The organism is Erwinia sp. PME.40.26/001 (assembly GCF_055556675.1).
Genome location: NZ_JBVHNP010000001.1, coordinates 314,925 through 341,378, shown reverse-complemented (window position 1 = coordinate 341,378; position 26,454 = coordinate 314,925). Strand labels below are relative to the sequence as shown.

Below are 26,454 nucleotides of genomic sequence, written 5' to 3'. Positions count from 1 at the left end.
GGCGATCCGCTCACCGCCAGGTTGTCAGCATAGCCTGCCCTGCGGCTTCCACCCGGCGAAATGGGACCTGATACAGCGCGCTAAGGTGCTCAGGTGTCAGCACCTCCTGCGGGCTGCCCTGCAGAGCAGGCTGCCCCTGACGCAGCAGCCAGATGCTGTCGGCAGAGTGCAGGGAGTGATTCAGGTCGTGGCTGCTCATAATGATGCTGACGCCGCCCGCTGTCAGAGACGGCAGAAGACGGTCAAAAGCCGCCTGCTGGGCAATATCCAGCCCGGTCATCGGCTCATCAAGCAGCAGTAGCTTGCCTTCCGGTTGGCTGATCTGCAATAACACCGCCGTCAGGCGCACGCGCTGCCACTCGCCACCGGAAAGCTGCGTGACCGACCGGGAGAGTTTATTGTCAATCTGCAGCGCGGCGGCCAGTGACAGCAGCGTGGCCTCGTGCCCCGGCCGGGCGTGCATCTTTAAATAATGCCAGACCGGCATCTGCCCCGGGGGTGGCTGCTGCTGCGAAAGATAGGCTCGCTGGCGGGCCAGTGCCTGCCCTGACCAGTCACCCAGCGACCGGCCGGCAAGCCGCACCTGCCCCGCCCCGTTCAGCAGACCGGCGATCCGCGCCAGTAGCGAGCTTTTCCCTGCGCCGTTCGGCCCCACCAGATGAATTTTCTGTCCGCAAGCCACCTGCGCACTGAAGGGAAACAGGCGCTCCGCCAGCGCAACGCCCGTGAGTTCCAGCAGCATGAATTATGCCAGCGCCTGATGAATGCTCGCCAGCAACTGGGGATCCTGCGGCGTGGTATCCGGCGAGTAACGCGCTAACACCGTACCGTCACGACCAACGAGAAACTTTTCAAAGTTCCACAAAATATCTCCGGTCTGCCTGGGCGCACGTCCTTTACTGATCATTCGCTCAAGGAAACCGCTGCCTTCCGGTGCTACGGCTTCTGGCCGGGCAGCCACCAGCTGCGCATAGAGCGGATGCCGCTGCGGGCCGTTCACCTCAGTCTTGCTGAACATCGGGAAGGTAATGCCGTACGTGGTGCTGCAGAAGGCCTTAATCTCAGCGTCTGTCCCTGGCTCCTGCTCAAGAAAAGCATTGCACGGGAAACCCAGCACCGTCAGCCCCTGACCATGCAGCGCGTTGTGCAGTTTTTCCAGCTCTTCATACTGCGGCGTGAGGCCACATTTTGAAGCGACGTTAACCACCAGCAAAACATCGCCCTGCCACTGTGCGAGAGTTGTTTTTTCGCCGTCCAGCGTCACCAGTTCTGTATCAAAAATGCTCATTGTGTCTTCCTGTTTTAACGTTAGAAGATAACAGCCGTCTGGCTGTCAGCGGTGGCTCAATAATAGCCAGATAAACACCGGCGCGCCCAGCGTCGCCGTTACCACTCCCACCGGCAGTTCAGCAGCGGTCAGCGCCACCCGGGAAATAATATCAGCAGCCAGCAGCACCCCGGCACCGGCCAGCGCGGCGGCTGGCAACAGAATACGATGGTCGGTCAGCCCATTGAGCCGCAGAATATGCGGGATCACCAGGCCGATAAAGCCGATTGCCCCGGCGAGCGCCACGCTGACGCCGACCAGCCAGCCGGTCGCCAGCACCAGCAGAGTTCGCCAAAGCACCAGCGGCAGACCGAGCTGTTGTGCAGAAACTTCCCCCAGCGCCAGAAGATTAAGGGCATGAGACTGGCAGGACAGCCAGATCAGCGCCGGGATCAGCGCCAGCATCAGCCAGCCGTAGCGCCAGTCGACCCCGCTAAACCCGCCCATCATCCAGTACATCAGCTGCCGCAGATCCAGACTGCTGCTGAAGTAGACCGCCCAGGTCATCACTGCACTGCAGATAATGCCCAGTGCCACGCCCGCCAACAGCAGGCGGCTGCTGGAGAGGTGCCTGCGGGCGAAACGCAGCAGAACCGCCGTCACCAGCAGCGCCCCGATAATGGCGCTGAGGCTCATCAGCCACGGCTGGCTGCTGCCGGCAAAAATACACAGCACCAGGCCCACGCCCGCTCCGCCGGACACCCCCAGCAGGCCAGGCTCCGCCAGCGGATTACTGAACAGCGCCTGCAGGGCAGCACCGGTCACGGCAAGCGAGGCCCCGACCAGCAACACGGCCAGCGTGCGGGGAAAACGAAGTTGCCAGACAAACAGCCGGGCATCGGGGGTTAACCATTCGCCAGGCGATATCCAGCGGTCGCCTGAACAGAGGCTCAGCGACAGCAGCAGCAGGCACAATATCCCTAATCCACTCAGCCAGCGGCGTGAGCGACGGCGGGCGGCAGCGATCTCCAGCGAAAGCAGTGTCATAATTGACGTTTTTTAAAGAAAACAGAGAGTTAATTGTAGAGGTTAATCGGCAAAAAGGAAGAGGCAGTGACAGCACAGCGCGGTCACAGGCGGAAAGGAAAAAGGCCGCTTGCGCGGCCTTTTTGAATGGCTGAAATCAGTCTTCTTTCGGTGAAGCGTTCTCAACCCGGCTTTTCAGTTTCTGGCCTGGTCGAAACGTCACAACCCGGCGAGCCGTGATGGGAATATCTTCACCCGTTTTAGGGTTACGTCCCGGACGTTGATTCTTGTCGCGAAGGTCGAAGTTGCCAAATCCTGACAGTTTAACCTGCTCACCGTTTTCTAAAGCACGACGCACTTCTTCAAAAAACAGTTCAACCAGCTCTTTGGCATCCCGTTTGCTAAGACCAAGCTTCTCAAACAGGTATTCAGACATTTCAGCTTTTGTAAGCGCCATAGGTTCAATCCCTCAAGGATGCTTGGAATCGCTCTTTCAGTGCCTCTACGCATTTCGCAACGGTAGCGGCAATCTCCTCTTCTTCGAGTGTCCGGCTGGTATCTTGCAATATCAGGCTGATAGCGAGGCTCTTAAAACCATCATTTACGCCCTTACCACGGTACACGTCAAACAAGTTTACGCCAACTACCTGATTTACGCCAACTTTCTTACACTCGGTGATAATATCTGCTGCTGGCACGTTTTCGGCAACTACTACGGCGATATCACGACGGTTTGCCGGGAAGCGTGAAATGCCACCGGCATCAGGCAGGACGCGGTCTGCAACCTTGTCCCACAGCAGTTCAAACACCACGGTGCGGCCGTTAAGATCCAGTTTACGCTCAAGTTCCGGATGGACCACGCCCATAAATCCGATATGTTCACCGCGTAAATAAATCGCCGCGCTCTGCCCTGGATGGAGTGCAGGATGGGACTCTGCGACAAACTGAATGTCATCGAGCTTACCGGTTAACTCCAGCAGTGACTCTAAATCACCTTTCAAATCATAGAAGTCTACCGGACTGCGCGCCAGATCCCAGTGCTCTTCATGACGATGGCCGCTGATCACGCCCGCCAGCATAACGTCCTGACGGATCCCGAGGTTTGCCTGTGTATCAGGCACAAAGCGCAAACCGCTTTCGAACAGGCGTACGCGCGACTGCTGGCGGTTCTGGTTGTACACCACCGCGCCCAGCAGGCCGCTCCACAGCGACAGACGCATTGCGGACATCTCAACGGAGATCGGGCTGGGTAAGACCAGATTTTCTTCTCCCGGGTGCAGCAGGGCCTGAATTTTCGGGTCAACGAAGCTGTAAGTGATGGCTTCCTGATACCCTTTGTCGACCAGCAACGCTTTAACGCGCTTCAGAGACAGGCTGGCTTCACGATGCTTCGTCATCACCAGACCGGCCTGAACCGGCACATTGGGAATGTTATCGTAACCGTAGACGCGGGCCACTTCTTCCACCAGGTCTTCTTCAATAGCGATATCAAAACGCCACGACGGTGCGACCGCCTGCCATTCGCCCTGACCTTCCGTCACGTCACAGCCCAGACGACGCAGAATGTCGCTCACCTCAGCATCCGCAATAACGTGGCCGATCAGACGGTCCAGCTTTTCACGACGCAGGGTGATAGTGGCACGTACAGGCAGCATCGCCTCATCGGTAACATCAATCACCGGACCGGCTTCGCCGCCGCAGATATCCAGCAGTAGACGTGTCGCCCGCTCCATCGCCTTGTGCTGCAATGCCGGGTCAACGCCACGCTCGTAGCGGTGTGACGCATCGGTATGCAGACCATGACGGCGGGCACGGCCGGTAATCGACAGCGGGCTGAAAAAAGCACATTCGAACAGCACGTTCTGAGTCTCTTCGTTGACGCCGGAGTGCTCACCGCCGAAGATACCGCCCATGGCCAGCGCTTTTTTCTGATCGGCAATGACCAGCGTATCGCTGTTCAGCCTGGCTTCGTTCCCGTCCAGCAGCGTAAGGGTTTCGCCCTCTTCTGCCATACGCACCACGATGCCCCCTTCCAGACGGTCGAGGTCAAAGGCATGCATCGGCTGGCCCAGCTCCAGTAGAACATAGTTGGTGACATCAACAACCGGATCAATTGAGCGGATCCCGCAACGACGCAGTTTCTCTTTCATCCACAGCGGCGTAGCCGCTTTGACATTAATACCTTTGACCACGCGTCCCAGATAACGTGGGCAGGCGTCGCTGGCGTCGACACTGATCGGGAAACTGTCCGGCACGGTTGGGGTAACAGGGGTGATTTCTGGTGCGGTCAGCGGCAACTTGTTCAGCACGGCAACGTCACGGGCCACGCCGATAATACCCAGACAGTCGGCGCGGTTTGGCGTCACGCTAATCTCAATGGTGCTGTCATCCAGCTTGAGATAGTCTCGGATATCACTACCGATGGCGGCTTCCAGCGGCAGTTCAATAATGCCGTTGTGGTCGTCGGAAATACCCAGTTCCGAGAATGAACAGAGCATCCCCTCCGATGGCTCACCGCGCAGTTTTGCCGCTTTGATTTTGAAGTCGCCTGGCAACACCGCACCCACAGTGGCGACAGCCACTTTCAGCCCCTGACGGCAGTTCGGTGCCCCGCAGACGATATCCAGCAGGCGATCGCCACCGACGTTGATTTTGGTCACGCGCAGTTTATCGGCATTCGGATGCTGGCCGCACTCCACCACTTCACCGACGACGACGCCGTGAAAAGCACCGGCCACCGCCTGCACACCGTCCACTTCCAGACCGGCCATGGTGATTTGATTGGACAGGGCTGCACTGTCAATGGCCGGGTTGACCCATTCACGTAACCAGAGTTCACTGAATTTCATTGGTTTTACCCGCCCTTATTTAAACTGTTTGAGGAAACGTAAATCATTTTCGAAGAAGGCACGCAGGTCGGTCACGCCGTAACGCAGCATGGTCAGGCGCTCCATTCCCATGCCAAAGGCGAAGCCGGAGTAGACTTCCGGGTCAATGCCGACGTTGCGCAGCACGTTCGGGTGCACCATGCCGCAGCCGAGCACTTCCAGCCATTTACCGTTTTTACCCATCACATCCACTTCTGCAGAAGGTTCGGTGAACGGGAAGTAGGACGGACGGAAACGCACCTGCAAGTCCTCCTCAAAGAAGTTGTTGAGGAAGTCGTGCAGCGTGCCCTTCAGATTGGTAAAGCTGATGTTTTTATCGACGATCAGCCCTTCCATCTGGTGGAACATGGGGGTGTGCGTCTGATCGTAGTCATTACGATACACGCGGCCTGGCGCAATAATGCGGATCGGCGGCTGTTGCTCTTTCATCGTGCGGATCTGCACGCCAGAGGTCTGGGTACGCAGCAGGCGGGTGGCATCAAACCAGAAGGTATCGTGATCGGCGCGGGCCGGGTGATGGCCGGGGATATTCAGGGCATCAAAGTTATGATAGTCATCTTCGATTTCCGGGCCGGTTTCTACAGAGAAACCGAGCTCACCGAAGAAGGTTTCGATACGGTCGATTGTGCGGGTCACCGGGTGCAGACCGCCATTTTCGATACGACGGCCCGGCAGTGAAACATCAATCGTTTCCTGAGCCAGGCGCGCGTTCATCACCGCAGACTCCAGCGCATGCTTCTGCGCGTTCAGCGCTTCCTGCACCTGCTGTTTGGCCTCATTGATCACCGCACCCGCTGCCGGACGCTCTTCCGCAGGCAGTTCACGCAAGGAGGTCATCTGGAGCGTAAGATGCCCTTTTTTACCCAGGTATTCGACGCGAACGTTATCTAACGCGGCGACATCCTGAGCATCATTGATGGCGGCTTTCGCGCTCGCCACCAGGTCTGCGAGATGTGACATGCTTTCCTCTTCTTCCAGCCACACAGGCTGGTCTGTTTTTTTCAGGACGAATAGCCGCCCGGTCGTTATTTTGAAAGTGCTGAAACGAAAAAAGCCTCCACGAGGGAGGCTTTCAGCGCGATTTTTCGTTTCTTTTCTTTGCGCTAAAGCCCCCGATAATCAGGCGCTAAAGTAAAAAAAGAAACGGAAAATAGCAGTGTTCATGATTAGCTGACCTTAATGCAGTTTCGGTGCGCTCTATTGAAAGGCCGTAGGGTAAAAATGTCAATCTTTTCAGGTAATAAAAAAGAGGGAGACCAGCTCCCTCTTCAATCTGGCTTACGCCAGAGCTGATTTCGCTTTTTCTACCAGAGCAGCAAATACTGCTTTGTCGAATACGGCGATGTCAGCCAGAATCTTACGGTCGATTTCGATCGACGCCTTTTTAAGGCCATTGATGAAACGGCTGTAAGACATACCGTTAGTGCGGGCTGCAGCGTTGATACGCGCAATCCACAGCTGACGGAACTGGCGCTTCCGCTGACGACGGTCACGGTAAGCATACTGACCAGCTTTGATAACAGCCTGGAAAGCAACACGGTATACACGTGAACGTGCACCGTAGTAGCCTTTAGCTTGTTTTAAGATTTTCTTGTGACGTGCGCGAGCAACTACACCACGTTTTACACGAGCCATTTAGCTCTCCTATGTATATTCTGAATGAATTAAAAAATTACTTATGCGTACGGCAGGCAGGCAATAACCAGACCCAGATCGCCTTTAGACACCATACCTTTAGGACGCAGGTGGCGTTTACGCTTAGTAGATTTTTTAGTCAGAATATGACGCAGGTTAGCGTGTTTACGCTTGAAGCCGCCACCGGCGGTCTTCTTGAAGCGCTTGGCCGCGCCACGTACAGTTTTAATCTTTGGCATTTAAAAAATATCCACTTCGCATTGTTAATAAAATGAACCAGACAGGCGCATCTCACCGCGCGCCGAAACGCGCGGCAAGAAGACTTTAGGGCCTACTGTTTCTTCTTGGGAGCGAGCACCATAATCATCTGACGGCCTTCAATCCTTGTAGGGAATGATTCGACCACTGCCAGATCAATATCTTCACACAGGTCTTTACGGACGCGGTTAAGCACTTCCATACCGATCTGCTGGTGCGCCATTTCACGACCACGAAAACGCAGTGTGATCTTGGCTTTATCGCCATCTTCCAGAAAGCGAATCAGGTTGCGTAGTTTTACCTGATAGTCGCCATCATCGGTACCAGGACGGAACTTAATTTCCTTAACCTGGATGATCTTTTGCTTCTTCTTCTGTTCTTTAGAAGATTTGCTTTTTTCGTAAAGGAACTTGCCGTAATCCATTATACGACAAACGGGCGGCTCGGCGTTGGGGCTGATCTCTACCAGATCAACGCCCGCTTCTTCAGCTTTTTCCAAAGCTTCATTCAGACTGACAATACCAATCTGTTCGCCATCGACGCCAGTCAGACGAACCTCAGTAGCGCGAATTTCTCTATTTATGCGATTAGGACGCGCCGGTTGAACTCGTTTTCCGCCTTTAATACTTTATTCCTCCAATTGATGAAGATTGCGACTGCGGATTTCACCCTGCAGTTTCGCGATCACTTCGTTTACATCCATGCTGCCCAGGTCTTTACCGCGGCGGGTGCGAACGGCCACTTTGCCAGCTTCCACCTCTTTATCACCACAGACCAACATATACGGGACACGACGTAAAGTATGTTCACGGATTTTAAAGCCAATCTTCTCGTTTCTCAAGTCCGCTTTTGCACGAATGCCCGCATTTTGCAGTTTTCGGGTCAATTCTGCAACATATTCGGACTGACCATCGGTGATATTCATCACCACAACTTGTACTGGCGCTAACCAGGTCGGGAAGAAACCGGCATATTCTTCGGTTAAAATCCCGATAAAGCGCTCCATGGACCCCAGGATTGCACGGTGAATCATCACTGGCACCTGGCGTTCATTACTTTCGCCCACATAGGAGGCACTCAGACGGCTCGGCAGTGAGAAGTCGAGCTGAACGGTACCACACTGCCATGCACGATCGAGGCAGTCATGCAGCGTAAATTCAATTTTAGGGCCGTAGAACGCGCCCTCACCCGGCTGATAATCAAACGGGATATTGTTTTCTTTCAGTGCAGCGGCCAGGTCAGCCTCTGAACGGTCCCACAGGTCATCACTACCGATACGTTTTTCAGGACGGGTAGAAAGTTTCACCACGATTTTTTCAAAGCCAAAGGTGCTGTACATATCGTACACCATCTTAATACAGCCATTGACCTCATCGCGGACCTGGTCTTCTGTACAGAAGATGTGGGCATCATCCTGGGTAAAACCACGCACGCGCATCAGACCGTGTAAGGCACCTGACGGCTCATTACGGTGGCAGCTACCAAACTCTGCCATACGTAACGGCAGGTCGCGGTAAGATTTTAGACCCTGATTGAAAATTTGCACGTGGCCGGGACAGTTCATTGGCTTAATGCAGTATTCACGGTTTTCAGAAGAGGTGGTAAACATCGCCTCTTTGTAGTTTTCCCAGTGCCCGGTTTTTTCCCACAGCACGCGGTCCATCATAAACGGACCTTTCACTTCCTGGTACTCATACTCTTTCAGCTTGGTGCGAACAAACACTTCCAACTCACGGAAGATAGTCCAGCCATCGTTATGCCAGAAGACCATGCCCGGCGCTTCTTCCTGCATATGATAGAGGTCAAGCTGCTTACCGATTTTACGGTGGTCGCGCTTCGCCGCCTCTTCCAGACGCTGCAGGTAGGCAGCCAGCTGTTTTTTATCGCCCCAGGCCGTACCGTAAATACGCTGCAACATTTTATTGTTGCTGTCGCCACGCCAGTAAGCGCCAGAAATTTTCTGCAGCTTGAAGTGGTGGCAAAAGCGCATGTTAGGCACGTGCGGGCCACGGCACATGTCCACGTATTCTTCATGATGGTACAGGCCAGGACGGTCATCATGGCTGATATTTTCATCAAGGATGGTGGTTTTGTAGGTCTCACCCCGCGCAGCAAAGGCGTCACGCGCTTCCTGCCAGCTGACTTTCTTCTTGATAACGTCGTAATTCGTCTCAGCTAACTGGTGCATACGCTTTTCCAGCAGCTCAATGTCTTCCTGGGTCAGTGTGCGGTCAAGATCGACGTCGTAGTAAAAACCGTTATCGATAACAGGACCGATAGCCATTTTGGTATCTGGCCACAGTTGCTTGATCGCATGCCCTAACAGGTGGGCGCAGGAGTGACGAATAATTTCCAGACCCGCTTCGTCTTTAGCGGTGATGATTGCTACGCTGGCGTCTTCGGTGATCGGATCAACCGCATCCACCAGTTCGCCATTGACACGGCCGGCAATACAGGCTTTCGCCAGACCAGGACCGATGTCCAGAGCAATATCCATCACGCTAACGGCGTGGTCGAACGAACGCTGACTTCCATCAGGAAGAGTAATAACAGGCATGAAACGTCCTTAATTGCAGTGGTAACCCACACGTAAGATTACATGCAAATTTAAATTTTTCTTTATACAACAAGCACTTTGCACTTGAAACCGACTCACATTTGCCAGTTTGGTGCACTGCCTGGTACACATTATCGAAAGTGTTTGTTTTACCAGTCACTTACGAAGGAGAACCATCTTACACGCCATGAGTCGAAATTGCACGGATAGCAGGGTTATACCACGTGCTGCGGGAGGACCAGGGAGCTCACCTTCCCCCTTGCCGCTCGGGCTGAAGAACGCTTGCCGTGTGGCAAAAAAAACCGCCCGCAGGCGGTTATAGTGAGTCAGGCTTATCCCCGGACTCGGGAGCAGAAGCGGGATCGTCCTTGCTTTTTTTCTGCGGCGGGTGTTCAGGCTTTCCATCGCCAGGGTGGGGTACATAGTCCGGGTGATCACCCTCTACGGGACGGTCTGACATAAATCCTCCTGTATGACTGACATTCAAAACAGAGTCTAGTCCGCCCCGGCGCCTTAAGCCTAACGGAGCCCGAAGGGTTTTATCACCCTGTTAGGGGCCCGGGATCGGTTCGCGCTTCGCGTGCAAACGGCACGGGATGTCAGGGGTCAGGGGTCAGGGGTCAGGGGTAAGGGGTCAGGGGTCAGGGGTCAGGGGTCAGGGGGGAACGGTCGCTGAGGAGGCAAAAGAACACGAGCCGCAGGGTGCGGCCCGTGCAAAAGATTACATCGCGTAGGAGAGCGTGATCGTCGTTTTGGTATCGGTATGATCCGGTGCCGATTCCGGTGGATTCTGGTTCCACGTCACGTTGTAAGCCATCTTCAGCGCAAAGTGATCGTTGATAGCCACCTGCAGGCCCGTTTCGGAGTTGACGGTGGTATCGTCGCTACCCAGTACGGAAACACCCTGAACGAATTTGGTGGTGTCGGTTAACTGCCACTGATAGCTCAGGGCGCCGTAGGCCAGCGCCTGCGTTTCATGACCGCCTTCATGGTAGTCGTCATAGCGCACGCCAGGACCGGCTTCCACACGCAGCGAGTGCACCGGGCCATTCAGCAGCTGGCGACCGTAACCGGCAGCGAGAATAGAACGGCCGTCATAACCGTTAAAGCGGTCACTCAGCCAGCTTGCCTGACCGAACAGATAATCAGCGGTGTTGATGTTGTAACGTGTACGGCCACCGACCTGATAGGTCTCTGATGAGCGCTCATCATTTGAAGAGGCGTTGCTGGCGTTACCCCACAGGCTGTAGGCGAAGCTGGGCGTATACCAGGTCAGGTTGGTATTGGCGGTCGCTGACGAACTGGTGGTGTTGCCCGACTGCGCCATATAACCGGCGGCGGCGTTACCTTCAAAATCTTTTTTCGCCGTGGAAGGGTCATCCATAACCGTGAAGACGTTATTATCCGCCAGGGCTTGATGACAGAATGCTCCCCCGGAGAGCAACAGAACTACAGACAGCTTATTAAGCGCTTTCATTTAAATGTGACCCGTACGACAGTTTTTAAAAGAGTGAGTCTGAAGCGTTTTGAAGGACGATCAACGCATTTTACGGTTATAATCGTAACAATTTGTTAATTCGCTCTTTTTCCAAAGCATCATGACAAAAAGAGACCGCTAATAAGAAGATTCCCATTAACGCGGCGCATTATAGAGGGTATTTGGTAAGAAAACACCTGCCTGAAAATAACAATTAACGTTAACCCCCACCGTTTTGTGGCCAAAAAACGTCAGCAATGTGACCAAATGTAAATTTCACCCGCCCCTCCCTCTCGCCTTTCCCACGCTGACGCAGCGACGCGCACAAATGCGTTAATCGGGCTTTTCGTACTGCGATATTCTGATTTCACTGCTTCCCGGGCAGGGATGAGCTACGCTAAAAAAATGTTTTTTAACGCTGTTTTTAATCAAGAGGTGAAGGATGAGCAATCATGGGATTGGCCAGTATGTGGTGACGTTTCATTATAATGAGAAAGGGTTATCCGACCTGCTGGAGCTGAGTAGCGCCCTGGTCAACGGTGGGTTTTCCACCACGCTGAAGGACGATAACGGTCAGCCGCATGAGCTGGGCACGAACAGCTTCGGCATGATTACCACGCTGTCAGAAGAAGAGATCCGCCAGCAGGCGGCAGGGATTGGCGAGCTGATCCTGGGCGAAGCGCCCGAGGTTGAGGTGCAGTCCTGGGAAAGTTTTCGCAAAAATAGTGGCTAAGTTTTTGTAAAGACGAAGGCTTAACGTGCGCAAACGCAAATATTGGTTATTCTTTAAGCGCTACCATAGTGAAATCACAGCGAAAAGAGGAGTGTCCTATGTGGTCAGCCATCAGTCGTCTGTTGAGTGAACAGTGGGGACCTGCAGAGATCACCGGGCGAACCGAGCTGCCCGGTGGCGATGTACACCCTGCCTGGTATTTGCGCTACGGAGAGCACGAGGTCTTCGTCAAATGCAATCAGCGTGACATGCTGGACCTGTTTACCTGGGAAGCAGACCAGCTACAGCTGCTGGCACGCAGCCAGACCGTGCGCGTGCCGGCCGTCTATGGCGTGGGCAGTGATCGTGAAAGCAGCTTTTTGTTGCTGGAGTATATTCCGCTCAGGCCGCTGGATGCCCACGGTGCCTTTCTACTGGGGCAACAGCTGGCGCACCTGCATCAGTGGAGTGAGCAGCCGCAGTTCGGGCTCGACTTCGACAACAATATCACCACCTCCCTGCAGCCGAACAGCTGGCTTAAGCGCTGGTCAGTCTTCTTTTCAGAGCAGCGAATAGGCTGGCAGCTGCAGCTGGCTGCGGAAAAAGGGATTCAGTATGGCGACATCGAGCTGATTGTGCACTGTACACAGAAGAAGCTGGAGTCACATCATCCTGAACCCTCTCTGCTGCACGGCGACCTCTGGCCAGCCAACTGTGCCGGAAGCGACAGCGGCCCGTGGATATTCGATCCCGCCTGTTACTGGGGTGACCGCGAGTGCGATCTGGCTATGCTCTCCTGGCATCCGGACATTCCGGTGCAGGTTTACGACGGCTATCAGTCGGTCTGGCCGCTGCCCGGTGATTTTCTGCAGCGGCAGCCGGTCTATCAGCTTTATTACCTGCTGAACCGGGCAAACGTTTTTGGCGGGCACTGGCTGGGTGAGGCCCAGCGGGCGGTGGGGGTATTGCTGGATGATGATGCGCTGGGGAAACGCCACGCGCGCCCGGCTTAGCGCCGGGTCACACGCGGCATAGCGAGGCCGGGAGCCTAGTAAATAAACCCGGCCAGCTTAAGCACAAAATACCCGGCGACAACGATCAGCACCGGCAGGATGTACAGCGGGAAAATCTGCAGGAAAATAGTGTGCCGCGGCACCACGATCTTCGCTTCCAGCTGCTCACGGCTGTGCCCTTCTGTTCCGCGCGCTTTCTCCAGGATCATCTGGTCTTCAATACTTTCACGCAGAAAACGCGTCTGACGCCACATCCGTGCGCCGGAAGCCTGCAGAGCAAGCCCAACGAAAATCAGCGCATAGATCGCCCAGAAAAGGAGATTGGTGCTGTGATTAAAGTCCGGAACGGGCGAATGCGTCCAGAAACCGGAGAGAAAACCGGTATTGAAGCGCACCATGTCAATCATTACATGGGCAAAATCCTGCATCACCGCATTGATGCCTTCACGCTGTTCACGGCTCTTTTCCATAAAGCCAAGCAGTGAAATCAGCGTTGATACCAGCGCGGGAATAAATATAACCCAGCCCAGGATACGTTTTATAATCGCAACCCTGCCAGCCTGTTGATACGTCATGCGTTCTCCTGTCCTTCCGATGTCTGCCTGTCAGTTTACCTGCAGTGACGTAAAAGTGCCTGCAAAATACAGACTTAATCACCGCTTTGCACACGCTGGCCCGTCGGATGATAACTTTTCCCCCGCCGCTTCGTGGTAAACTGCCACAAACTGTCAAATGGAGCCGTAGCATGACTTATCACCGCCCCGTACTTGCCGCCATTTTTGATATGGACGGCCTGCTGATCGATTCAGAGCCGTTATGGCAACAAGCCGAGCTGGATATCTTCACTACCCTTGACATCGACCTGAGCCGCCGCGGTGAAATGCCGGATACGCTGGGACTGCGCATCGACCAGGTGGTACGCATGTGGTATGAAACCCTGCCGTGGAATGGGCCTTCCCAGGCGGAAGTCACCCAGCGGATCATCAACCGGTCATTAAGCCTGGTAGAAGAGACCCGGCCGCTGCTGCCTGGCGTTAAGCAAGCGCTTGAGCTCTGCCGGTCAGAAGGGCTGAAAATTGGCCTCGCCTCTGCCTCTCCGCTGTTTATGCTGGAAAGCGTGCTAGAGATGTTCAGCCTGCGCGACTACTTTGAGGTACTGGCCTCAGCGGAATCCCTGCCTTACAGTAAACCGCACCCGCAGGTTTATCTGGATGCCGCTGCCCGCCTGGGTGTGGATCCACTGAACTGCGTCACGCTGGAAGACTCTTTCAACGGCATGATCGCGACGAAAGCAGGACGGATGCGATCCATTGTGGTCCCAGACGCCATCCATGCCGCCGATCTGCGCTGGTCACTGGCGGATGTCAAACTCAGCAGCCTTGAGGAACTGACCGCACAGCACCTGCACGGTCGCTGAATACATACCGGGCGCTGCACGAAGCCGCCCGGCGCTTTACCCCGGCCTCACCTGTCCGCGATATTTTACCGCAGCCACAAAGGCGGCAAAGGCCGGAGAGATGTTTCTTCTGTTGGGGTAGTAGAGGTGGAAGCCCTGAAAATACGGGCTCCAGTCAGCCAGCACCTCGGTCAGTCGCCCGTCCTCAATATGAGGCCGGGCCATAAAATCAGGAACATACGCCAGCCCCACCCCATCCAGCGCCGCGTTGAGGACAGGGAGAGTACTGTTGGACATCAGCTGTCCTTCTACCCTGACATTCATCTTCTGCCCCGCTTTCTCAAATTCCCACGCGTAGATGCTGCCTCCCACGCTATGGCGGATGTTAATGCAGTGATGAGCGGTCAGATCCCGGGGATGCGTGGGGATCGGGTGCTGTTTAAAATAGCCGGGTGACCCGACTACCGACAGACGCCAGTCGGGCCCAAGGCGAACGGCGATCATATCCTGACTGATCGACTCCCCGAGACGTATCCCGGCATCAAAACGTTCACTGACAATATTGGTGAAGCCGTAATCAATACAGATTTCGACATTGACGTCAGGATACTGGCGGAAGAAGGCCGGTAATACCGGGCGCAGCAGCTGTTCAGCGGCGTCATCTGAACAGGTCAGCCGGAGGCTTCCCGCCGGTTTTTCCCGCAGCTCCCCCATGCGTTCAATTTCAGCATTAATCTGCTCGAACAGCGGGCCGACTGACTGCATGAGTCGTTCACCGGCGTCGGTGGGGGCAACGTGACGCGTTGTCCGCGCAAGCAGCCTTACTCCCAGCCTCTCTTCCAGTTTTTTCACGGTATGGCTGAGTGCAGAAGGGCTGACGCCCAGCCTGAGGGAGGCTTTAGTGAAGCTTTGTTCGCGGGCGACAGCCAGAAAAGCCAGGATATCATTCATACGGCGCTCGTTAGATTAATGAATATTATTCAAAAGTTCATCAAAATTACCCCACCTTATCAGCGTACTCAAAGCGTTTTATTCTCTGGCACGGTTATGGAAGGGAACAGCGTTATGAATACCATTGTGAAGAAAGCAAAGAACCGCGCCGATCAGCGCACCCCGTCAGCATGGGGAGCCGTATTTTCTATGGCCCTTGGCGTTGTGGTACTCATCGCCTCTGAATTTATGCCGGTCAGCCTGCTAACGCCGATTGCGCAGGATCTTGGCATCAGCCAGGGCAGTGCCGGACAGGCCATCTCGGTATCGGGCATGTTTGCCGTTATGACCAGCCTGCTGAATACGCCACTCACCGGCCACTGGGACCGTAAAAAAGTGCTGATGAGCTTCACCTTTCTGCTGATCGTCTCCGGCCTGGTCGTCACGCTGGCAGCAGACGGCATCACCTTTATGGCGGGCCGTGCGCTGCTGGGGATGGCTATCGGTGGCTTCTGGTCGATGTCGACCGCCACGGTGATGCGCCTGCTTCCCACCCATGCGCTGGCAAAGGGGCTGGCATTAATCAACGGCGGCAATGCGCTGGCGGCGACGGTCGCCGCCCCGCTGGGCAGCTTTCTCGGGCAGTATACTGGCTGGCGCGGAGCCTTCTTTATCGTGGTGCCGCTGGCCGTGGTGGCGTTTGTCTGGCAATGGCGCAGCCTTCCGCTGATGCCAGTAGATCGCCGCCGCCACGGCGTCGCTAATCCTTTTGCCCTGCTGCGTCAGCCTCAGGTTGCGCTGGGCATGGCGGGGATCCTGTTTCTGTTTATGGGACAGTTTGCCCTCTTTACCTACCTGCGCCCGTTACTGGAGGAGGTCACGCGGGTATCGGTCACCCAACTTTCACTGATTTTATTCGCGCTGGGGGGATTTGGCCTTGTCGGTACGTGGCTGATAGGGCGCTTGCTTCAGCACAGGCTTTACGCATGGCTGGTAGCCATTCCGCTTGCCATGGCACTGATCGCCATACTGCTGATTGTGATGGCCGATGCGGTGATCCCCGTCAGTCTGCTACTGGCTTTCTGGGGTCTGATCGCCACACCGGCCCCGGTCGCCTGGGGTGTCTGGCTCAGTAAGGCGCTGTCGGAGAATGCCGAAACCGGCGGTGGGCTGATGGTGGCCACTATCCAGCTGGCCATCACCGCCGGCGCCGGACTGGGCGGCATCCTGTTTGATGCCTCTGGCTGGTGGAGCCCTGCGGCACTGGGGGCGGGTTTACTGGTTACGTCGGCCGGTTTCGCCCTCGCGGCCCAAAAAAACGGCAACGCCGTGCGATCGTCCCGGCGCTGATCCCTGCGCCAGGTGCTGGTGAAACGGTGCCTGGCGCAGCGCAGCTCTCGCCTTTTATCCATTTCTAACGATTAACATTAAAAATAATAAAACATCGTTTCATTTTTGTTGTAATCAATCCACCATGTGCCTATGCTTCCTGTACCGGCCCGCGCGCCCCGTTCTGCTGTTTTCACTGCGCGTGCCCACTGACCTATAAGGAAGCCAGGATGATCCTGAATACATTTAATCTTGAAGGCAAAGTGGCCATGATCACCGGCTGCAACACCGGTCTTGGCCAGGGAATGGCGCTGGGTCTGGCTCAGGCGGGATGCGATATTATTGGCGTCAATCGCTCAGCCGCCAGTGTAACCGCAGAAAAAGTCGCCGCGACCGGACGTCGTTTTATCAGTATTACGGCGGATCTGTCCGACAACCGGTGTATCGACAGCGTGATGACGCAGGCGCTGGCCGCCTGTCCCCGGCTGGATATTCTGGTCAATAATGCCGGGATTATTCGCCGGGCAGACGCACTGGACTTCACGGAAGCTGACTGGGATGAGGTGATGAACCTCAACAGCAAGACGCTATTTTTCCTGTCACAGGCGGTTGCCCGCCGTTTTATCCGGCAGGGGCACGGCGGTAAGATCATCAATATCGCCTCGATGCTGTCGTATCAGGGCGGCATCCGTGTGCCTTCATATACTGCGTCAAAAAGCGCCGTACTGGGGCTGACCCGCCTGATGGCCAACGAATGGGCTGCGCACGGGATCAACGTCAATGCCATCGCTCCGGGCTATATGGCCACCAACAACACCGAACAGCTGCGCGATGATGAAGAACGCAATCAGCAGATCCTGCAGCGTATTCCCGCCGGCCGCTGGGGCCAGAGCAGCGATATGATGGGGCCGGTGGTGTTTCTCGCCTCGCCGGCCTCTGACTATGTCAACGGTTTCACCCTGGCCGTCGACGGCGGCTGGCTGGCTCGCTGAACCTGAACGGTACGAGAGGGCGCGACCGCCCTCTTGTTCAACTTACGATCCATCACACTTTATTTATCTTTCGTTACAGCGTCACATATTTATTCTACTGTATATATTCCCTATACTGGATACATTGACAGTTATGTAGCCAGGTATTCTCATGACGGCCGAGGGCCATCTTATCTTTGCCATTGCCAGCGCTATTTTCGCCAAGCGTGCTGAACTGACGCCGGTGCTGGCCAGCGCTGACTGGTGGCATATCATTCCGGCCACGCTGCTCACCTGCCTGCTGCCGGATATCGACCACCCGAAATCCTTTCTGGGGCAGCGCCTTGCATGGCTGTCGCACCCCATCGCGCGGGCGTTTGGCCACCGGGGCTTTACCCACAGCCTGCTGGCGGTGGTCGGTGGCGTGGCTCTGCTGCAGTTGAAACTGCCGTCGGGCTGGCTGATCCCGGCCGATGCCTTCCAGGGGATGGTGCTGGGTTACCTCAGCCACATCGTTGCCGATATGCTGACGCCCGCTGGCGTGCCGCTGCTGTGGCCGTGCCGCTGGCGCTTCCGCCTGCCCCTGCTCCGAAGCCAGAAAGGCAATCAGCTCGAACGCGCCCTGTGCCTCGCCCTGGTGGGCTATGCCATCTGGTTCCCCCCCGGCGCGCTGCCTTTTGGTGCATCAGACTGGACCAGCCAGGTAGTCAGCTCTGCACAAAATCACATCGAGCGCTTTATAAAGCAGCAATAAGCTGAAAAAACGGACAAATATGTGCAAAAAATTATAAATCATTCCGTTTGGATATAAGGCCGCACCACCACTAACTGATACCATTCCGTCACTGGTTTACTTACTGCGCGCCAGAAATTAACTGCCGCAGGCATGACTACACCGTAGTCCGTTTTTTTTTGGAGATATTGGGAATGAATTTTCCACTGATTATTAACCTGGTGGTGTTTGTTGCACTGCTGCTGCTGGTGGCCAAAGCCAGCCGCACGGGCTGGAGTCTGTCGAAAAAAGTGCTGGTTGGCCTGGTGGTCGGGGTCCTTTTCGGCCTGGCGCTGCATATCATCTATGGTGAAAACAGCCCGGTGATTAAAGAATCGGTCAGCTGGTTTAACCTCGTGGGTAACGGTTATGTCCAGCTGTTACAGATGATCGTGATGCCGCTGGTCTTTGCCTCTATTCTCAGCGCCGTAGCGCGCCTGCACAATGCCTCTTCGCTGGGCAAAATCAGCCTGCTGACCATTGGCGTACTGCTGTTTACCACTGCCATTGCGGCGGCGGTCGGGGTGTTCGTGACCTGGCTGTTCGGTCTCAATGCCAGCGGTCTGGTGCAGGGTGCGCAGGAAACCGCGCGCCTGGCTGCCATTCAGAGTAACTATGTCGGCAAGGTTGCTGACCTCAGCGCGCCGCAGCTGCTGCTGTCGTTTGTGCCGAAAAACCCGTTTGCCGATCTAACCGGGGCCAGTCCGACCTCTATTATCAGCGTGGTGATCTTTGCGGCGTTCCTCGGTGTCGCCGCCCTGCAGCTGCTGAAAGATGACGTTGAGAAAGGTCAGCGCGTACTGAAAGCCATCGATACCCTGCAGGCCTGGGTGATGAAACTGGTTCGCCTGATTATGAAGCTGACCCCTTACGGCGTACTGGCACTGATGACCAAAGTCGTTGCCACTTCTAACCTCAGTGACATTATCAAGCTGGGGAGCTTTGTGCTGGCCTCCTACCTGGGTCTGGCCATTATGTTTGCCGTCCACGCTCTGCTGCTGTCGGTCAACGGCGTCAACCCGCTGCGCTTCTTCCGCAAGGTGTGGCCGGTGATCACCTTTGCCTTTACCAGCCGCTCCAGCGCCGCTACCATCCCGCTGAGCGTGGAAGCACAGACCCGTCGTCTGGGTATTCCTGAGTCGATTGCCAGCTTTGCCGCCTCCTTTGGGGCAACCATCGGTCAGAATGGCTGTGCCGGCCTGTACCCGACGATGCTGGCGGTGATGGTCGCCCCCACCGTGGGCATCAATCCGTTTGATCCGATGTGGATTGCGACGCTGATCGGTATTGTCACCCTCAGCTCTGCCGGTGTGGCTGGCGTCGGCGGCGGTGCCACTTTCGCTGCGCTGATTGTGCTGCCAGCGATGGGTCTGCCGGTTACTCTGGTGGCGCTGCTGATCTCCATCGAACCGCTGATTGATATGGGCCGAACCGCGCTCAACGTTAACGGTTCCATGACGGCCGGTACGCTCACCAGCCAGTGGCTGAAGCAAACCGACCGGCAGATCATGAACACCGATGCGGATAACGAAGCCGAACTGGCCCACCGTTAATCCGTTGCTGACGGGCCGTCCCCCTGGCGGCCCGTCTCTTTTTCCCACCCTGATTCGCCATATCCCTTCATTTCTCAGGCGTATACTGCTCACTGTTCTATAGTTACTGGTGTCTTAATGCGGTCACCGGAGCAAACAGCATGTCAAAAAATACGCAACACCCCGACCAGCCACAGCCTTCCTGCCCTGTGAATAGCAAAGTAGAGGCCCTTGAACCCTTCCGTAAGGGCGGTAAAAACCAGCCGCTGACCACCAATCAGGGGACGCGAATTGCAGACGATCAGAACTCGCTGCGCGCAGGTACCCGTGGCCCGACCCTGCTGGAAGACTTCATCATGCGTGAAAAAATCACGCACTTTGACCATGAGCGTATCCCGGAGCGCATCGTGCATGCCCGCGGTTCGGCGGCGCACGGTTACTTCCAGCCCTATCGTGATATGAGTCAAGTCACCAAAGCGGGTTTTCTGGCCTCACCTGATACCATTACCCCGGTTTTTGTACGTTTTTCTACGGTTCAGGGCGGCGCCGGGTCAGCAGATACCGTGCGGGACATCCGCGGTTTCGCCACCAAATTTTACACAGATGAAGGCGTGTTCGATTTAGTCGGCAATAACACGCCGGTGTTCTTTATTCAGGATGCCCATAAATTTCCGGACTTCGTCCACGCGGTCAAACCCGAGCCCCACAATGAAATGCCTCAGGGCGGAAGCGCCCATGACACCTTCTGGGATTACGTCTCCCTGCAGCCGGAAACGCTGCACAACGTTATCTGGGCCATGTCCGATCGCGGCATTCCGCGCAGCTATCGCACCATGGAAGGCTTTGGCATCCATACGTTCCGGTTTATCAATGCCGAAGGGCGGGCCACTTTTGTGCGTTTTCACTGGAAGCCAGTGGCAGGCAAAGCCTCCCTGCTGTGGGACGAAGCGCAGAAGCTGAGCGGGCGCGATGCCGATTTCCACCGTCGTGACCTGTGGGAATCAATCGAGGCCGGTGACTTCCCTGAATACGAGCTCGGTGTACAGCTCATTGAGGAAAGCGACGAATTTGCCTTCGACTTCGATCTGCTTGACGCCACGAAACTGATCCCCGAAGAACTGGTGCCGGTGGAACTGATTGGCAAAATGGTCCTCAACCGTAACCCGGATAATTTCTTCGCAGAAACAGAACAGGTCGCCTTCCATCCCGGCCATATCGTACCGGGTCTGGACTTCACCAACGATCCTCTGCTTCAGGGGAGACTGTTCTCCTATACCGATACGCAGATCAGCCGCCTTGGCGGTCCTAACTTCCATGAAATCCCGATTAACCGTCCCGTGTGCCCCTACCATAACTTTCAGCGCCAGGGGATGCACCGCATGGATATCGATACCAACCCGGCCAACTACGAGCCAAACTCAATCAATGATAACTGGCCGAGGGAAACGCCCCCTGCTGCCCGCCACGGCGGCTTTGAGAGCTATCAGGAGCGGATTGAAGGACATAAAGTCCGTGAGCGTAGCCCCTCGTTTGACGAGCACTATTCGCAGCCGCGCCTCTTCTGGCTGAGTCAGACCCAGGTAGAACAGCAGCATATTATTGATGCCTTCTCCTTTGAATTGAGCAAGGTCGGCCGCAGCTACATCCGGGACCGGGTGGTCGATCAGCTGACGCATATCGATATTTCCCTCGCGCACAGCGTGGCAGAAAACCTGGGGATTGCGCTGACCGAAGAGCAGATGCAGACAGCACCGCCGAAAGATGTCAACGGACTGAAGAAGGATGCCAGCCTCAGCCTGTATGCGGTCCCCAGCGGTAATATTAAAGGGCGTCAGGTGGCGCTGCTGACAAGCGACGGCGTTGATGCCGCCGATACGCTGGCCATTCTGCAGGCGCTGAAAACCCAGGGCGTACATGCGAAGCTGCTGGCACCCCACATGGGCCAGGTCCGTGCCAGCGACGGCTCACAGCTGCCGGTTGATGCCACCTTTACCGCGCTGCCCTCACTGGCCTTTGATGCGGTCATTGTCCCGGAAGGGAATATTGATGCCCTGCTGCTACGCGGCGACGCTTGTTACTTCCTGCTGGAAGCCTATAAGCATTTGAAGGTCATTGGTCTGAGCGGCGGGGCACGCCGTTTTGCCGCGCAGTTTGGTCTGGCTGATGACGAACAGGAGGAAGGGGTGATTATTGATACGAAAGCGGAAGGCGTTCTGATGAGCGAATTCCTGGCGGCCATGGCCGCACACCGTATCTGGTCGCGCAGTCAGAAGGCGTTAAGCGTACCGGCATAATCCGTCCGGTTACGGGTCCGTTCTCGCCGGCAAACGCCGGTGGGAACGGAAAACAGCCGAAAAGCAGACATAAAAAAACGGCCACCGAAGTGGCCGTTTATTGTCAGACAGGGATCGTTTACTGATTAACCTGCGGGTCGGTATCGTAATCTTTACAGCTCTGGAAGCCGTAATTCATCACGCGGCCGGTGTCAGCGTAGCTGACAAAGTAGGTCTGCTGCTTGCCGTCGCGCTCACCAATGACATACGTCTGGCAAGTACCACGGGCGTGTACCATGGTGATTTCAGTAGAAGGAGGTCCGGCAATGTCACGAACCTGCTGGCGCGTCATTCCTTTTTTCACATCCTGGACAACAGGCTTAGTCGCATAGCTCTCAGCGCGATCGTAAGCCGTACAACCTGATAACACAGCCAGTGCCACTGCAGCACCAATTAGTCCCGTAACTTTACGCATTTATTATTCCTCGTGTCATTTCCGTGTAAGCATAAGCCTGGAATACAAATGCAGATTTATCAACTTTTTGGCGTCAATTTATTATCACTTTATGCGTGTCACGCTTATAATCCGGCAGTGAGAATGACCCTTCGCATGTCAACCCGGTTTTGTGCATTTGCCCTGACCGAATGTCCAAGCGAACAGCGGAGCGACAATGAGCCTACAGACAGAAGCCCGCGATGCCCGTCATCGCCTGCGTCAGGACGAAATTATCACCGCCGCCCGTCGCTGTTTTCGCCAGCACGGCTTCCACGCCGCCAGCATGGCGCAGCTTGCCAGCGAGGCACAGCTGAGCGTCGGCCAGATCTATCGCTATTTCGCCAGTAAAGACGCAATCATTCAGGAAATCGTCAGGCGGATTATTGATACCCGGCTGCAGGAGATGCTCAGTACCAGCAGTAATGTCCACCTGCCCGAGCTGCTGGCCTGGCGCGAGGTGAACAACGAAGAGGATGAGGCGCTGATGATGGAAGTAGCGGCAGAAGCGACCCGCAGCCCCCGCGTGGCAAAAATGATGATCGAAGCGGATGAGCGTATGTTCAGCCATGCCTGCGAGAAAGTCGCCCGCCTTTACCCGGGTTTTAGTGAAGAGCGTATCCGCGCCAGCGTAGAGATCCTCGCCGTCATGGTCGAGGGTACCGCCTGCCGGCGCATTACGCCGCAAAAAGCCTCACCAGAACGTCTGCATGTCCTGTATCAACACATTAACGACCTTCTTTTTAAATCAGAGGATTCATGACACCTGTTCACTCCCGACGTCTTGGCTATGCCATTACGCTCGGACTGCTGGCGGCCCTCGGCCCGCTGTGCATCGATCTGTATCTGCCCGCCCTGCCGGAGCTGGCACGCGACCTGAATACGCCGACCGCCACCGCACAGCTTAGTCTGACGGCCGGGCTGTTGGGACTGGGGCTGGGTCAGCTGTTTTTTGGCCCCCTGAGCGACAAGTACGGGCGTATCCGCCCGCTGTTGCTGTCGCTGGTGCTGCTGCTAATCGCCTCCATCGGCTGTGCACTGGCTCAGGATATTCACCAGCTGCTGCTGGCCCGCCTGTTTGAAGGGCTGTCCGGCGCGGGGGGCGCTGTGCTGTCACGCGCTATTGCCCGTGATATGTACAGCGGGCATGAACTGACCCGCTTCTTCGCCCTGCTCATGCTGGTGAACGGGCTGGCACCGATTGCGGCCCCGGTGATGGGCGGCGCACTGATGGCGTTCCTTGACTGGCGCGGCCTGTTTATGGTCATTGCCCTGATCGCCCTGATGTTGTTTATTCTGGCGCGCGTCAAACTGCACGAAACACTGCCGGTAGCGCGACGCAGCCAGGGCAGTATTTTCTCCGCCTGGGCCGCGCTGGGGCAGGTCATTACGCATCGTCCGTTTATGGGCTTCTGTCTGACCCAGGGCTTTATGATGTCAGGGATGTTTGCCTATATCGGCGCTTCCCCCTTTGTGCTCCAGCAGATCTATCAGCTCTCTCCGCAGGCCTTCAGCTTCTGCTTTGCCGCCAACGGCGTCGGTCTGATTATCGCTTCCCAGGTCAGTGCGCGTCTCTGCCCGCTCTGGGGTGAGTATCGCGTACTCAAAGGCGGGCTGACGCTGGCGTTTATTTCATCGGCCAGCCTGCTGCTGGCCGGGTTAACCGCTGCGGCGCTGCCGCTGGTGCTGGTTGCCCTGTTCTTTACCGTCGCCAGCAACGGCGTCATTTCGGTGACCGCCTCCTCACTGGCGATGCAGAGCCAGGGCCATCGCGCGGGCAGCGCGTCAGCCGTGATTGGCGTCACCATGTTTACGCTGGGCGGCATCAGTGTGCCAGTGACCGGCATCGGTGGCACCTCGGTGCTGACCATGACCGCCACCATTTTTGGCTGCTATATGCTGGCCATCCTGATGTTTACCGGACTGGCGCAAAAGCCCAAAAAAGAGTAAGCCCTTAACGCGTGGCGCGGATAATAACGGATTGAATGTTGTTGTTTCACGCCAGGCGCGTTAGCTTTAAGAGATATACATCGCGTGTCGCCGTTCGCCGGCGCTGAATCTGAGGAGAGGTCAATGGCATTGCAACAGGAAATTATCGCGGCGCTGGGCGTCAAACCCACAATTGATGCCCGTGAAGAAGTTCGTACCAGCGTCGAGTTTCTGAAGTCGTATCTGAAAACCTATCCGTTTCTGAAATCACTGGTGCTGGGGATCAGCGGCGGTCAGGACTCCACTCTGGCCGGCAAGCTGTGTCAAACCGCTATCAACGAACTCCGTGCAGAAACAGGCGATCAAGGCTATCAGTTTATTGCCGTACGTCTGCCGCACGGTGTCCAGGCAGATGAACAGGATTGCCAGGATGCGATTGCGTTTATTCAGCCGGATCGCGTATTGACGGTGAATATCAAAGCGGCCGTACAGGCCAGCGAGCAGGCGCTGCGTGACGCCGGTATCGCTCTTTCTGATTTCATCCGCGGCAATGAAAAAGCGCGTGAGCGTATGAAGGTCCAGTACAGTATTGCCGGTATGACCTCAGGCGTGGTGGTTGGCACCGATCATGCGGCCGAGGCCGTGACCGGTTTCTTCACCAAGTATGGCGATGGCGGTACGGACATCAATCCCCTTTTCCGCCTCAATAAAGGCCAGGGCAAACAGCTGCTGAAGGCGCTGGGCTGCCCTGAGCATCTGTATCTCAAGCACCCCACGGCCGATCTGGAAGACGACCGTCCCGGCCTGCAGGATGAAGTGGCTCTGGGGGTGACGTATGAGATGATTGACCGCTATCTGCAGGGCGAAACTATCGATTCTGCAGCGGCTGCCACCATTGAGAACTGGTATCTGAAAACCGAGCATAAGCGACGTCCTCCGATCACTGTTTTTGACGATTTCTGGAAAAAATAACCTGCCGGGGCGAACTGAATTCCCGGTTCGCCCCGCAAAATTCCTCTGCTATACTGTATATCTGACCAGTTAGTGGAGTTGTGAGTGACAAGAAAAGCTGCCAGCCATCGCCTCGAATTCGAGGCTGAAGCCATCTATCAGTATCCCGAACAGCTGCGTCCGTGGATCGCTGACCTGCCCAACCTGCCCGGCGTTTATATTTTTCACGGTGAGAGCGAGACCCTGCCGCTGTATATTGGCAAAAGCGTCAATATTCGCACCCGTGTGATGTCACATCTGCGGACCCCGGCAGAAGCGCGAATGCTCTATCAGGCCCGCCGCATCAGTTTTATCCCGACCGCCGGAGAGATGGGAGCCCTGCTGCTGGAAGCACAAATGATCAAGCTGCAGCAGCCGCTGTTTAATAAGCGACTGCGTAAGAACCGCCAGCTCTGTTCCCTGCTGCTGCGGCACGACCGCCCGGAAGTGGTGTACGCCAAAGAGGTCGATTTTTCGCATACGCCGGACCTCTTCGGCCTGTATGCCCACCGCCGGGCGGCGCTGGCGACGCTGCAGAAAATTGCCGATGAGCAGCAGCTCTGCTTTGGCCTGCTGGGTCTGGAGCCGTTAAGCAAGGGGCGGCCGTGTTTTCGCTTCAGCCTGCGCCGCTGCGCCGGTGCCTGCTGCGGCAAAGAACCGCCTGAGGCGCATCAGCAGCGCCTGCTGGCAGCGCTGGAGGCCGTGCGGCTACAGTGCTGGCCCTGGCCGGGGGCTATTGCGGTGGTGGAACAGGGCGTGATGCACAAGCAGATCCATGTGATCAATAACTGGCTCTATCTGGGCTCCGTCAGCGAACTCGAAGACGCCGCTGCACTGTGCAGTACTCCGCCGGGCTTCGACAGTGACGGTTACAAAATCCTCTGCCGGCCGCTGCTGTCGGGTAAGCTACCGGTGATCCCCCTGCCCGTTTCTGAGGCATAAAAAAGACCGCCGACGCTGACCACCGCCGTTCTGGCAAGGTGGGCAACGTCGGCGGTCTCTGTTT

26 protein-coding genes, 1 pseudogene and 1 other annotated feature are annotated in these 26,454 nt (G+C 56.0%); of the genes and pseudogenes, 12 read left to right on the top strand and 15 right to left on the bottom strand.

Features of this window, described 5'->3' with window-relative positions:
- Positions 1-10: 10 nt before the first annotated feature.
- From btuD to ACZ3HG_RS01850, 12 genes are all read right to left on the bottom strand, one after another.
- Complete coding sequence (gene btuD, locus ACZ3HG_RS01905; RefSeq protein WP_191932173.1) at positions 11-742, bottom strand: vitamin B12 ABC transporter ATP-binding protein BtuD; 732 nt, start codon at positions 740-742, stop codon at positions 11-13.
- A gap of 3 nt (positions 743-745) precedes the next feature.
- Positions 746-1,288 carry a glutathione peroxidase gene (locus ACZ3HG_RS01900; RefSeq protein ID WP_191935974.1) on the bottom strand — a complete coding sequence of 181 codons (543 nt, stop codon included), beginning with the start codon at positions 1,286-1,288 and terminating at the stop codon, positions 746-748.
- A 45-nt stretch (positions 1,289-1,333) separates the two neighbouring features.
- Positions 1,334-2,317, bottom strand: coding sequence for a vitamin B12 ABC transporter permease BtuC (gene btuC, locus ACZ3HG_RS01895; RefSeq protein ID WP_342354638.1), 984 nt, complete (start codon positions 2,315-2,317; stop codon positions 1,334-1,336).
- A 133-nt stretch (positions 2,318-2,450) separates the two neighbouring features.
- On the bottom strand, positions 2,451-2,750 hold the full coding sequence (ihfA, locus tag ACZ3HG_RS01890; RefSeq protein ID WP_017802142.1) for an integration host factor subunit alpha: 300 nt from the start codon (positions 2,748-2,750) through the stop codon (positions 2,451-2,453).
- Positions 2,751-2,754: 4 nt separating this feature from the next.
- Positions 2,755-5,142, bottom strand: coding sequence for a phenylalanine--tRNA ligase subunit beta (gene pheT / locus ACZ3HG_RS01885; protein ID WP_465331599.1), 2,388 nt, complete (start codon positions 5,140-5,142; stop codon positions 2,755-2,757).
- Positions 5,143-5,157: 15 nt separating this feature from the next.
- Positions 5,158-6,141, bottom strand: coding sequence for a phenylalanine--tRNA ligase subunit alpha (gene pheS, locus ACZ3HG_RS01880; RefSeq protein WP_191932169.1), 984 nt, complete (start codon positions 6,139-6,141; stop codon positions 5,158-5,160).
- Between the two features lie 84 nt (positions 6,142-6,225).
- Positions 6,226-6,349 (bottom strand) — a sequence feature (Phe leader region).
- A complete protein-coding gene (gene pheM / locus ACZ3HG_RS01875; protein ID WP_133845469.1) occupies positions 6,301-6,345 on the bottom strand; it encodes a pheST operon leader peptide PheM in 45 nt (14 codons plus the stop codon). Its footprint overlaps the feature before it by 45 nt.
- 110 nt (positions 6,350-6,459) lie before the next feature.
- A complete protein-coding gene (gene rplT, locus ACZ3HG_RS01870; RefSeq protein WP_062743499.1) occupies positions 6,460-6,816 on the bottom strand; it encodes a 50S ribosomal protein L20 in 357 nt (118 codons plus the stop codon).
- A 41-nt stretch (positions 6,817-6,857) separates the two neighbouring features.
- Entirely contained in the window at positions 6,858-7,055 is a 198-nt protein-coding gene (gene rpmI, locus ACZ3HG_RS01865; protein ID WP_005968897.1) for a 50S ribosomal protein L35, read from the bottom strand.
- Between the two features lie 92 nt (positions 7,056-7,147).
- On the bottom strand, positions 7,148-7,699 hold the full coding sequence (infC, locus tag ACZ3HG_RS01860) for a translation initiation factor IF-3 (RefSeq protein ID WP_072277407.1): 552 nt from the start codon (positions 7,697-7,699) through the stop codon (positions 7,148-7,150).
- Between the two features lie 3 nt (positions 7,700-7,702).
- Entirely contained in the window at positions 7,703-9,631 is a 1,929-nt protein-coding gene (gene thrS, locus ACZ3HG_RS01855; RefSeq protein WP_191932168.1) for a threonine--tRNA ligase, read from the bottom strand.
- A gap of 721 nt (positions 9,632-10,352) precedes the next feature.
- Positions 10,353-11,108 (bottom strand): DUF481 domain-containing protein, encoded by a 756-nt coding sequence (locus tag ACZ3HG_RS01850; protein WP_191932166.1) that lies wholly within the window; start codon positions 11,106-11,108, stop codon positions 10,353-10,355.
- Between the two features lie 442 nt (positions 11,109-11,550).
- Between ACZ3HG_RS01850 and ghoS the strand changes: the two genes are divergently transcribed.
- Positions 11,551-11,841 carry a type V toxin-antitoxin system endoribonuclease antitoxin GhoS gene (gene ghoS, locus ACZ3HG_RS01845; protein ID WP_191932165.1) on the top strand — a complete coding sequence of 97 codons (291 nt, stop codon included), beginning with the start codon at positions 11,551-11,553 and terminating at the stop codon, positions 11,839-11,841.
- 98 nt (positions 11,842-11,939) lie between these two features.
- Positions 11,940-12,833 (top strand): fructosamine kinase family protein, encoded by an 894-nt coding sequence (locus tag ACZ3HG_RS01840; RefSeq protein ID WP_465331591.1) that lies wholly within the window; start codon positions 11,940-11,942, stop codon positions 12,831-12,833.
- Positions 12,834-12,868: 35 nt separating this feature from the next.
- Here ACZ3HG_RS01840 and ACZ3HG_RS01835 read toward each other — a convergent pair whose 3' ends face one another.
- Positions 12,869-13,408, bottom strand: a complete 540-nt coding sequence (locus ACZ3HG_RS01835; RefSeq protein ID WP_191932163.1) for a YniB family protein — start codon at positions 13,406-13,408, stop codon at positions 12,869-12,871.
- Positions 13,409-13,578: 170 nt separating this feature from the next.
- Between ACZ3HG_RS01835 and hxpB the strand changes: the two genes are divergently transcribed.
- Positions 13,579-14,250, top strand: a complete 672-nt coding sequence (gene hxpB, locus ACZ3HG_RS01830) for a hexitol phosphatase HxpB (protein ID WP_191932162.1) — start codon at positions 13,579-13,581, stop codon at positions 14,248-14,250.
- A 36-nt stretch (positions 14,251-14,286) separates the two neighbouring features.
- Here hxpB and ACZ3HG_RS01825 read toward each other — a convergent pair whose 3' ends face one another.
- Positions 14,287-15,180, bottom strand: a complete 894-nt coding sequence (locus ACZ3HG_RS01825; protein ID WP_191932161.1) for a LysR family transcriptional regulator — start codon at positions 15,178-15,180, stop codon at positions 14,287-14,289.
- Positions 15,181-15,294: 114 nt separating this feature from the next.
- On the opposite strand from ACZ3HG_RS01825, the gene ACZ3HG_RS01820 reads away from it, so the two are divergent.
- The 5 genes and pseudogenes from ACZ3HG_RS01820 to katE all read left to right on the top strand — a co-directional run.
- The gene (locus tag ACZ3HG_RS01820; protein ID WP_199771257.1) at positions 15,295-16,509 is read left to right on the top strand and encodes an MFS transporter; all 1,215 of its coding nucleotides are present in this window, start codon (positions 15,295-15,297) and stop codon (positions 16,507-16,509) included.
- A gap of 209 nt (positions 16,510-16,718) precedes the next feature.
- Entirely contained in the window at positions 16,719-17,480 is a 762-nt protein-coding gene (gene kduD, locus ACZ3HG_RS01815; RefSeq protein WP_465331587.1) for a 2-dehydro-3-deoxy-D-gluconate 5-dehydrogenase KduD, read from the top strand.
- A 151-nt stretch (positions 17,481-17,631) separates the two neighbouring features.
- Positions 17,632-18,213: a metal-dependent hydrolase gene (locus ACZ3HG_RS01810; protein WP_191932159.1), complete on the top strand. Its 582-nt coding sequence runs from the start codon at positions 17,632-17,634 to the stop codon at positions 18,211-18,213.
- A 173-nt stretch (positions 18,214-18,386) separates the two neighbouring features.
- Positions 18,387-19,784 carry an L-cystine transporter gene (locus ACZ3HG_RS01805; RefSeq protein WP_062743511.1) on the top strand — a complete coding sequence of 466 codons (1,398 nt, stop codon included), beginning with the start codon at positions 18,387-18,389 and terminating at the stop codon, positions 19,782-19,784.
- Positions 19,785-19,981: 197 nt separating this feature from the next.
- Positions 19,982-22,057, top strand: a pseudogene (katE, locus tag ACZ3HG_RS01800) (catalase HPII); the annotation flags it as partial.
- 118 nt (positions 22,058-22,175) lie between these two features.
- Here katE and osmE read toward each other — a convergent pair.
- Positions 22,176-22,511, bottom strand: a complete 336-nt coding sequence (gene osmE / locus ACZ3HG_RS01795) for an osmotically-inducible lipoprotein OsmE (protein WP_191932157.1) — start codon at positions 22,509-22,511, stop codon at positions 22,176-22,178.
- A gap of 196 nt (positions 22,512-22,707) precedes the next feature.
- On the opposite strand from osmE, the gene ACZ3HG_RS01790 reads away from it, so the two are divergent.
- The 4 genes from ACZ3HG_RS01790 to cho all read left to right on the top strand — a co-directional run bounded on the left by ACZ3HG_RS01790 (position 22,708) and on the right by cho (position 26,390).
- Positions 22,708-23,292, top strand: a complete 585-nt coding sequence (locus ACZ3HG_RS01790) for a TetR/AcrR family transcriptional regulator (RefSeq protein WP_191932156.1) — start codon at positions 22,708-22,710, stop codon at positions 23,290-23,292.
- Positions 23,289-24,479: a multidrug effflux MFS transporter gene (locus ACZ3HG_RS01785; RefSeq protein ID WP_191932155.1), complete on the top strand. Its 1,191-nt coding sequence runs from the start codon at positions 23,289-23,291 to the stop codon at positions 24,477-24,479. The genes ACZ3HG_RS01790 and ACZ3HG_RS01785 overlap by 4 nt, the downstream gene beginning before the upstream one ends.
- Before the next feature lie 123 nt (positions 24,480-24,602).
- The gene (gene nadE, locus ACZ3HG_RS01780) at positions 24,603-25,430 is read left to right on the top strand and encodes an ammonia-dependent NAD(+) synthetase (RefSeq protein ID WP_191932154.1); all 828 of its coding nucleotides are present in this window, start codon (positions 24,603-24,605) and stop codon (positions 25,428-25,430) included.
- A gap of 84 nt (positions 25,431-25,514) precedes the next feature.
- Positions 25,515-26,390: an excinuclease Cho gene (gene cho, locus ACZ3HG_RS01775; RefSeq protein WP_191935979.1), complete on the top strand. Its 876-nt coding sequence runs from the start codon at positions 25,515-25,517 to the stop codon at positions 26,388-26,390.
- The last annotated feature ends 64 nt before the right edge of the window (positions 26,391-26,454 follow it).